This window comes from uncultured Novosphingobium sp. (genome assembly GCF_964277725.1).
In the GTDB taxonomy this organism is placed as follows: Bacteria; Pseudomonadota; Alphaproteobacteria; order Sphingomonadales; family Sphingomonadaceae; genus Novosphingobium; species Novosphingobium fluoreni.
This window is the reverse complement of sequence record NZ_CAXYKL010000219.1, coordinates 1-8,826: the sequence shown is the minus strand read 5'-3', so window position 1 is coordinate 8,826 and position 8,826 is coordinate 1. Positions and strand designations below refer to the sequence as shown.

Sequence of the window (8,826 nt, the reverse complement as noted above, 5' to 3'; positions counted from 1 at the left end):
ACAGCGACTGTTGCAATAACGACACGTTTTGAGCCCCATGAGACTGTTCGCATTGCCAAAACTGCGTTGCGAACACCACAAAAAGCCCCTGTTACATTCACTGCCGTCAGACGGACGGTAAGACACTGGCAGCCCGGAGTGCCAAGAGCAGCGCTCCGATAGCGGCCCGAGCCTCGCTATCAACAGTTAACCCGCCGGTTGGTTCCGCAACTGCGTCAGCTTTTTGCCAAGCATCTGTAAAAACGACGAATTGTTTTGCTGCGAGATCGAAGATCCGCAGGCCCGCGACAGGTGTCGCGAAGATCCACTGGCCGGACTGGCGCAGGGCAATCTCATTCTCGTGGCCGATCCATGCCCCGGTGGGTGCCGATCCGACCAGCCACGCCCTGCCGCTTTCGGCATCGGCGGGAGGCGTGTCGATTTTTCCTTCCACCGCAGCATGCAGTAGCGCGTCGATCCGCGCCAGAGCCTCATTGTGGAAAACTTCCTTTTGCGCCTGCGAGGTGAAAAGCAGGGGCAAGGCATGGCGCGGGGTGACGGAGGGAAACAGGGCGGGGTCGGACATTTCAGTCTCCAAGGGCGAGCGAGTGGGTGTCATAGGAGAGGCGCGTGGATGAGGGGCGGGGAGAGCGTGTGGGTGCCCTGCTGGCGAGCATGGAAGACGCCGCCGGGTGCCATGAGGCGGAGATCGGCAAGGTCCTCGAACGAAATCCGAAGGGTCGGTTCGGTCGTCAACCAGACGCGATGGATTTCACCGTCGCTTTCGATCGTGACGCGGTAGCGCTCGGCCTCTTCGCAAAGGGGGACATCCACACCATCGCGCCAACGCCAGTTGCCACGCGCGCGTCGGGCCCAGGACAGTTGCAACCCGCCATTCGCGAGGAGGACGGCCCGCGGATGGACGGGTGCCAGCGGAGTACGGGCGATGCCCGGCAGAAGAATAGGCGAGGAAGCGGGGGCCACGTCACCCAGACCGATGGCGAGCGTACGTGATGCGCCCTCCCATTGCGCCGCCGTGCTGTCGATGATCGTCAAGCGCTCGTCAATCAGGGCGAAGGGTTCCCCGCTGACGTGTGTGGTGATGGCGCCTTCCGTCCCGGCCAGGCCGCGCAGGAACCCGGAAAGACGCCATCGCCCACCGCCCAGCGGCTCGGCAAAGAGGAATTGGAGGACCTCCTGCCCCACGATGGCCATGTTGGCCCCGCGATCGAGGTCTGCGAGGTCGGCAGGGCGGAGCATCTGGTCCGGCGCGGTGAGTTCGATAGTGACATGGCTTGCCCGGTCCAACAGCAGTGGGCTGGCGGGAGCTAGGACGTCCCGGGCCGCACCCAGCACTGCGCGGGTTCGCGACGGTGTGGTGAGCGGCTGTAGCTGGCCGCCCTCCCGTTCGACGTAGAGCGCCGCGCCGCGCCAGTTGGCGCTCGTCGCGCCGACCGCGACGGCAAGGCGGGGCCGATCGGCCATTCCGGAGGTGGTATCCCACGGCAATTCCAGCGCGACGAGGGTTGTGCTGGCGGCTGGGGCATCGATCGGGGATGGAAACACGCCGGTCGGCGGGGTGGACGCCTCGGGCGTGGCCATGTGAACGCGCACAAGCTCCAGCTCCACACCGCTTTCACGCCATTCCCAGCTTTCCACCCGCCAGCGGCCCGGCCGATCGGGCAGACGAACAATCGTGTCCGGCGAGATCGCCGTATCCAGCGTGGTCGTCCGCCATGCCAGGCGATCGCGCAGGCCATCCGCTTCCTGCGCTACGTGATCGACCAGAACGCGGGCCTGGGCGGGCGAAAGCGCAGCGGGTAGCTCAATAAGTTCGGGTTGTCCTATCACAGCGCGGCCACTGGCCTGTTGCGTTCCGGGCAGGAAATTCCGCTCGATGTCGTAAAAGCGCAACACCGGCGATGCGGGGCTGCTGGCCGAGGCGCGGTGTCGGCGGCTTCCGCTTTGCCTGCCGAAGCTATCGTCCTCCACGGCGATGGACGGAGCATCCAGCAGCGCGGCGTCCTGCATCAGCGCGGCGGGTGTCGGGATACGCAGGCGCGGCGTTGCCCCGGCGGCGTCCAGCGTGATCGGGAACACGCGTCCAAGATCGGACAACGTGCTGGCGATGCCATCGTCGACAAGCAGGCCGGTGACGCCGCCCAGGTTGTCGTTTTCCATAACGGCGGTTTCGAGGCCGTCCGTCAGATCGGAAAGTCGCACCGCTTCATCGGCGATGACCTCAAACGTCATCGAGGGAACGCGGTTGCCGAAATCGGACAGTTCGAGCCCCTCCAAAACGAGGTAAGCCAGGCCGCGAAAGGCCGGGCACACGGCTTCGCCTTCCTGAGCGGCGATCAGCGGATCGGGCAATTGCGTCTCGCCGCCGGTATACAGCCGTAACACTCCCCCGACCTTGAGATCGCCGCCCGCGCCGCGCAGGAGCTTGCCGTCCGCCCAGATGCGGCCGAGTCCCTTGATGGGGCGACTGGAAAGCGCCACGGCGAGATTGGCTGTGTAGCTGTATCGCGTGGTCGCCGGCTGGCCCTTGCCGCCGGTCACTTCGGAATGCTCCTGAAGCTCGGTAGCCCAGATGATCGCGCCGGGAATGCGCATCCGGCCGAAGACCCGGGGGATGGGCTGGCCGTAGCTGGAAAGGGTGACTTCCAACTCACGCAAGCGCGGCCCCCGCCGGGCCGGGCCAAACAAGGCGGTGTCGAACTGACGCCCCGCCACGGCGCCGATCGCGCCGCCAAGCGGCCCGGCCAGCGCGGTACCGACGGCACTGAAGACAAGGGTAGCCATGGGTCGAAATCCTCAAGCGGAAGGAGACAAGCGCCAGTGGCACAGCAGCGGCCAATCCGGGTCGCGGGCGCCGACAACCACTTTGCCGAGCCCGGCGTGCGCGTGAACGAAGCGGTCGCCGCCCAGCGCGATCAGCACGTGGACATGGACCGGCGAGCAGCGGACCAGCAGCACGTCTCCCGGCTCGACCGGGCCGTTCGCGTCGATCAGGCCCAAGCGCATGGCGGTGGCCAGCGCTTCGCCTTCACCGCGCCGCCGCACGCTGTAGTGCGCGCTGAGGGCTGGGCGTTCGCCACAGGCCGCCATCGCCGCGAGCAGCAGGCCCAGGCAATCCAACCCTGTCGCCGGATCGCGTCCATGCGGCGCGAAGCGGGTACCGGCCAGGCGGGAGGCCGCGGCGGCCAGATTTTTTCCGGTCAGGCTCTCACCGGTCATGGTTACTTCGGTCATGTCGCGGGCACCGGGTATCGCGCCAGCAGGTCGTTGCCCGGCAGGAACGGCTCGCCCCGAAAGTTCGCGGCATTGGCGAAGCGGGTGCTGCAGGTGCCAAGCGAATGGTCGCAACCCTCGCGCACGATCACGCGCTGGCCCTCGACCGGGTGGGAGATGGGGCGATCGAGGATCACCGCACCCTCGGCATCGACGCGGCGGATCTGCATCGTCTCACCCGCGTGCGCGCCGTCGATCCAGCGCAAGGTCCCTCCGGCCAGCCGTTCGGGGGCAACGGGCGCGATCAGGACCAGCGTTCCGTCCTCGCCGTCTACAGTCGCGACCGTCGCTTCGTGCGTGAAGAATTCCGGGTTGAGATGACAGCCCGGCCCGCAGAACACCGCGCGGCAAGTCGGGCTGGTGCGTGGCACCTGATCCTGCAGCAGTTCCACCTTGCGTGAAGCCAGCTCGGCGGTGAACCCGCCATCTTCCTGGGTCACGCCGCCCAGCGTGCCGACCCAGATGATTTCGCGTTCGGTCGTTTCCCAGTCGACCAAGCCGATCCGCACGCGAGCGCCGTCGAACTTGCCCGCCGCCAGATCTTGCGCGCTGATCCCGTCATGAGTCAGCACGCCCGAAACCTCGGCGCTGTCAGCGTCCAGCCCACCACTGCGGCGGATGGCGGAGGGGACCATGCCGGGCGCCGCGCGGTGGAGCACGCCCTCCAGCCACATGTCGCGGTCGTGTGAGATGAAGCCGAAAGTCAGCCCGTCGCGGCGATGGATGCGCCAGAACGTGGCGACGGTTTCCAGCGCTTGCTGAAACCAGACCCGGCTCATGCCGCTTCCCGCACTTCGACGATGGGGACGCTGGGGGCCTCGCCTGCGGCAAAGGCCGCGCCGGAGATGTCGAGGCGATCCTCGGCGAAGCGTACCGGCACGTCGAACAGGAACCCGGCGCGCACCACCGCGTCGGGGGCAGGGGGCGCGACGAACTGGATCACGCCGCCCGGTTCCATCGACCAGCCTGTGGCCGCCGCACCGTTGACGCTGACCAGCACGGACACTGCATCCGGCCGGGTGATCCGCCGGACTTGCGCATCCTCACCCACGCCATAGCGCTTCATCAGCGGGAACGCGGTGCGCAAGCCATCGCCGTGGCCCAGCACCTGGTCCACCATCGTCGGCGTGCCGGTCATCGCGCGAGAGCTGAAATCGGTCGGGTCACGCAGGCGAAAGCCGCGCGCCGGTCCGCGACGAGCGCGGAAGAAGGCGATCAGCGTGCCCATCTCTGTTTCGGAACGCACCCCCGGCCCCACATCGAAGCGCAGCCGCGCGTCGGACCACAAGGCGTTGCGCCGTTCGAACCCGGAGGCGGTCATCGCCACCGTGGTCGAAAATTCGGGACTGACGCTGGCATCCCGACCAAGCGCAAGGGGATAGGGCACATCGTCGAAGGCCTGCATGTCGGTGTCTCCTGAGATGGGGTGGCGTGTGAAGCCGTCGCGCGCGACTTGGGGCAGCGCCCAGACGACGATTTCGTGCGGCTGGCGCGTGATCGCCTCGTCGATCCCGGCATCGATCGCGCGCCACTGCGCGTTTCGTGCGGGATTGAGGACGAATCCGGCGAAGTAGTCCTGCGCGTGCGGCGGATAGCCCAGGCGCGCGTCGACCAGCGCGTAGGCGGCGCGGCGGTGGGCGTCGGCCCCAGTGGTCAGCCAGTCGTAGTCCTCCACTTGCAGGCGGTCGAAGGCGGGGGCGGCCCAGCCTGTCGGCAGGTTGGCGCGCAGGGCCTCGGGTGTCGCCGGGTCCAGCACGGTGGGCGTGAAGACCAGCAGCAGCGCTTCCACTGGCTGGGGCGCGACGGCGGCGCGGACGGCGCCGATCACCGCGACCGTGGATTGCGCCAGCAGCGCTCCCGCCGCATCCAGCAGTGCCTTTTGCGCAGCGGTGAGCGGTACGCGTAGGTTCGGAATCGCGGGCGGATCGCCCCCGAAGGCGGCGCGGGCGGCATCATCGTAGAGGCAGATGCGGCCATCGCCGAACGTCCACCACCACGGCTCGCCGATCTGGAAGCGCACCGGCACCCCCGCCTCGCGCATCAGCTGGGCAAAGGCGGTTGCGACCGATTGCAGCCAAGTCATCGCCGCACCGTTCGCCGGGGAGAGCAGCGAGGACGGCGGGCTCCATCCGGTCAGCGCCGGTTGCCCCGCCAGATCGCGCTGCATCCACGCGGGCGGGCAATGTTGCGCCAGCACTTCGTACGATAGCGAGGCGATCGGGCTGAAGCCCAGCCGCGCACACTCGGCAAAGAACGCCAGGTGCCAGGCGCGGGTTGGCGTGTTCAAGGGATCGGCGGTGCTGCCCGCCAGAAATGCGCCATCGGCTTGAGCCAGCCGGAAATAGTGGCTCATGCCCACATAATGGACCACCGATCCGCGATAGCCGAGCTGGCGCACGTTGCGCAGCAGGCGGGCCGGGGTCTGCACGCCCTCGTCATCGAAGCCGGTGGCGATGGCAAGGCCGGTCGGCGCGATCATGACGTCGCCGATCTCCAGCATCGCCCGCGCGCCGGTGCAGCGGATTTCGGTCAGCTCGACCCAGCCTTCTACCTCGGCGGGCAGGGGGTCGGCGCTCGCCCCCTCATAGCCGGGCGGCGCGATGGAGATGAACAGCCGGTCGATCGCACCGGGCCAGACGGGATCGGCGTCGGCAGGCAGCGCGAAGCCGCCCTCCAGCGCCGAGAATGGCAGCGTGACCAGCGCCTTTTCCGGCGTGCCATCTGCATAGTTCCAGAGCCGAACGTACCAGGTGCGCGCGGCCCCGCTCTGGTCGCGGCCTTCGATGGTCAACGTCGGGCCATTGACGGCATCCAGCGCGATCACTCCCGCCGAACGCCAGCGAAAGGTGAGCGTGGCATGCGCATAGTCCCGCTGCGTCGCATAGGAAAGCAGGGGGTGGTCCAGCCGGTCCTCGCTCTCCCAGATCAGGCCCGCCAGGTCCGCCTTGCGCAAAAACGCCAGATTGAGGCGCAGCGCGTCAGGCGCGGTGGAGATGACGCTGGCCATCATCGGGCGTGGGAAGTTGACGGTCCAGAAACGCGGGTCGAAGCGCTGGATCCAGTCGCTTTGCTGCCCATCGCGTTTGTCGGCGAGCCAGAATGGCATCGGGAAGACCTTTCAAAACAGATGAATGGATTGGCGGTGGAGGGGTTCGGCCTGCTTCAGCTCAGCAAAGCCCGCCGCACCGCGCTTGCCACTTGGCGGGAGGAGCGTTGCAACGATCGCGGTGCGCTGGTTCCGGCGGGGGCGCTGAGGTTGATCGAGACGCGGACGTCGCGCGCTGCCGAAGCAGTCGGCTCGATCCGTCCGGCACTGGTCGGCACGAAGACCTCCGGCCCGCGCTCGCCGACCATATAGCCCCGCCCCGGCGCGACATTGCCGCCGGTCGCGCGGCCGGGCAGGCCCAGCAGCGATCCCGCCAGACCGCCAAGATCGATGCCCGCGCCGGCCTGACCCCCGCCCAGACCGGCGCCCAGCAGCCCTTTCAGCGATTGCGCCGCGATGGCGTCCAGCGCGCCCAGGGCCACGCGTTTCAAGTCGTCGAATCCCAGGCTGCCCTTGCGGATCGCCCCGGTCAGGCCGCGCTCCAGCACATCGCCCGCACGATTGAAGCCTGCGATCAGGTTGCCATCCACGCTGGCACGCATCCGTTCCACGTCGCGGGCGAAGCCGTCCGTCCCGGCGCGCACTTCGACCAGCAGCGTTTCGATTTCATCATCCATGGTCCTGCTCCATCATGCGTTCGACCAGCGCGCGATCGATCCCGGGCGCATCCTCGGACACCAGCGGCGCCAACACGGTGGCGAGTTCCACGGGCGTGGCGCGCCAGAACTCGTCCGGCCGCCAGCCCAGATGCCGCGCGGCCACCCCGCTCAGTGCCACCGCGACCGGGGCGAACCGCTCGCTCATTCGCGGCCGCGCAGGATCTGGTGCAACAGCGCGCGCAAGGGGACGGCGGCGGCGGCAAGGCCCAGCGCCAGCACCGCTTCGCCCAAAGCCTCGCGATCGCACCCGTCACGTTCGGTCAGGCAGTGCCAGAACAGGCTGGCCATCTCGTGCAGCCGCAGTTCGCCACGGCTGGCGCGTTCGACCAAGGCGAACAGCGGGCCCAATTCCTCCTCGGCCGCACAGAGCGCACCGAAACTGGGGCGCAGCGTCAGCGTGCGGTCGCCCAACGGCAGGGCCGCCTCACCGCGGTGGGGGTTGGGGACCGCGTTCATGCCGGCACCACTTGGCCAGAGCTTTCCAGCTGCAGCGTGTAGTTGCGCTCCCCGTTGAAATCGCCGGCATAGTCCAGCCGCTGCACCAGGAACCGGCCGCGCAGCTTTTCGCCATCCTCGAACGACAGCTCGTAATCGTCGAGCGTGCCCGCCAGCGCATTGGCGCGCACCCTGGCTTCGGCCGCGCTGCCCAGGAAGATGCCCGCCGCGCTGACGGACACGGTGCGCACCCCCGCGCCGGAGAGCAGTTCGCGCCAGCCCGCGCTGGCCTTGTTGGTGATCACCACGCTTTCGCCGGTCACGCTCATCTGCGTGGTGCGTAGCCCGGCGACGGTCTGATAGACGGCGGGTATCGCGCCATCGGCAATCTTGAGCAGGAAGGCGCTGCCTTTCTGGGCGGTCATGGGTCAGTCTCCTGTTGAGGGGGCGAGCACGCGAAAGGCGTATTCGATCAGGGTGGCGCGGCGGCTTTCGCCACGCTGTTCGGCACGGGCGCGCAGGAAGCGGGCGGACACCACCGTGAAGTCCGGCTGCATTCGCGGCAGGCTGGCGACACGCGCTTCGATCAGCGCGACGAGATCGGCGATGCCGTCCGGCGCATCGCTCCGGGCGTGCAGTTCGAAGGCCACGCGCACTTCGCGGCCCGCTTGCGTCTTGGTGCTCCAGTCGGTGCTGGCGCTGGCGGTGAGGGAGAGCCAGGGCAGGCTGGTGCGCGAAGGTGCTTCCTCGACGATGGCGTTGAGGCGGCTGGTCAGCGCGGCATCGGCCCGCAGCCAGGCGATCAGTGCGGCGCGCAAGGGCACTTCCATGGCTTATCCTTTCGTAAAAAGAGGCCAGAGCCAGCGAGCTTCCCGCCAGCGAGCATCGTGCCAGCGATTGGGGCGGCGGGCGGAGCGGCGGGCCTGGGCCAGCCGAACGGCGTGGGCCTGAAGGCGGCGGACGAGCGAGTCGAAGCCGGGGACTTGCGCGCTCATGCGATGCGCACCCGTCGCCATGGCCGCCACAGCGCGACGACCGAGGCAGGCGGCAGCGGCGCTGCGCCCGAATCCTCACGCGCGCGATGCTGGTGCGCGGCGAGGCGGACGATGCCGTGGCGCAAGGCTTCGGGCAGGGCATCCCAGTCCGCCGCCAGGCCCGCGGCAAAGCGAACCGCGACCCGGCCCGCCTGGGGAAAGCGCAGGCGGACCAGCCCGGAGCCGTCCGCGCGCAATTCCATCTCGTAGCGATCGGACGCCAGCGTTTCGCGCGTGCCGTCTCCGGCGATCTGCTCCACACTGACGATCGCTTGCACCGGGCGGGTCGCCAGCACTTGCCAGCAGGCGTGGGAGGGCA

10 protein-coding genes and 1 pseudogene are annotated in these 8,826 nt (G+C 68.4%); all 11 read right to left on the bottom strand.

Annotated features, from left to right (window positions below):
• Positions 1-106: 106 nt before the first annotated feature.
• Entirely contained in the window at positions 107-565 is a 459-nt protein-coding gene (locus tag ACHWRX_RS12610; RefSeq protein WP_288487226.1) for a DUF2793 domain-containing protein, read from the bottom strand.
• 29 nt (positions 566-594) lie between these two features.
• Positions 595-2,784, bottom strand: a complete 2,190-nt coding sequence (locus ACHWRX_RS12605) for a phage tail protein (protein WP_394659447.1) — start codon at positions 2,782-2,784, stop codon at positions 595-597.
• A 12-nt stretch (positions 2,785-2,796) separates the two neighbouring features.
• Positions 2,797-3,234: a hypothetical protein gene (locus ACHWRX_RS12600; protein ID WP_394659446.1), complete on the bottom strand. Its 438-nt coding sequence runs from the start codon at positions 3,232-3,234 to the stop codon at positions 2,797-2,799.
• Positions 3,231-4,052 (bottom strand): DUF2163 domain-containing protein, encoded by an 822-nt coding sequence (locus ACHWRX_RS12595; RefSeq protein ID WP_394659445.1) that lies wholly within the window; start codon positions 4,050-4,052, stop codon positions 3,231-3,233. The genes ACHWRX_RS12600 and ACHWRX_RS12595 overlap by 4 nt, the downstream gene beginning before the upstream one ends.
• Positions 4,049-6,379, bottom strand: a complete 2,331-nt coding sequence (locus ACHWRX_RS12590) for a TIGR02217 family protein (RefSeq protein WP_394659444.1) — start codon at positions 6,377-6,379, stop codon at positions 4,049-4,051. The genes ACHWRX_RS12595 and ACHWRX_RS12590 overlap by 4 nt, the downstream gene beginning before the upstream one ends.
• A gap of 56 nt (positions 6,380-6,435) precedes the next feature.
• Complete coding sequence (locus ACHWRX_RS12585) at positions 6,436-6,996, bottom strand: tail tape measure protein (RefSeq protein ID WP_394659443.1); 561 nt, start codon at positions 6,994-6,996, stop codon at positions 6,436-6,438.
• Positions 6,989-7,183: a phage tail assembly chaperone gene (locus ACHWRX_RS12580; protein WP_058736318.1), complete on the bottom strand. Its 195-nt coding sequence runs from the start codon at positions 7,181-7,183 to the stop codon at positions 6,989-6,991. Before ACHWRX_RS12580 ends, ACHWRX_RS12585 begins: the two co-directional genes overlap by 8 nt.
• Complete coding sequence (locus ACHWRX_RS12575; RefSeq protein ID WP_183615573.1) at positions 7,180-7,494, bottom strand: gene transfer agent family protein; 315 nt, start codon at positions 7,492-7,494, stop codon at positions 7,180-7,182. The genes ACHWRX_RS12580 and ACHWRX_RS12575 overlap by 4 nt, the downstream gene beginning before the upstream one ends.
• A complete protein-coding gene (locus tag ACHWRX_RS12570) occupies positions 7,491-7,898 on the bottom strand; it encodes a phage major tail protein, TP901-1 family (protein ID WP_394659442.1) in 408 nt (135 codons plus the stop codon). The genes ACHWRX_RS12575 and ACHWRX_RS12570 overlap by 4 nt, the downstream gene beginning before the upstream one ends.
• A gap of 3 nt (positions 7,899-7,901) precedes the next feature.
• Positions 7,902-8,303, bottom strand: a complete 402-nt coding sequence (locus ACHWRX_RS12565; RefSeq protein WP_394659441.1) for a DUF3168 domain-containing protein — start codon at positions 8,301-8,303, stop codon at positions 7,902-7,904.
• A gap of 161 nt (positions 8,304-8,464) precedes the next feature.
• Positions 8,465-8,826 (bottom strand): annotated as a pseudogene (locus ACHWRX_RS12560) (hypothetical protein); the annotation flags it as partial.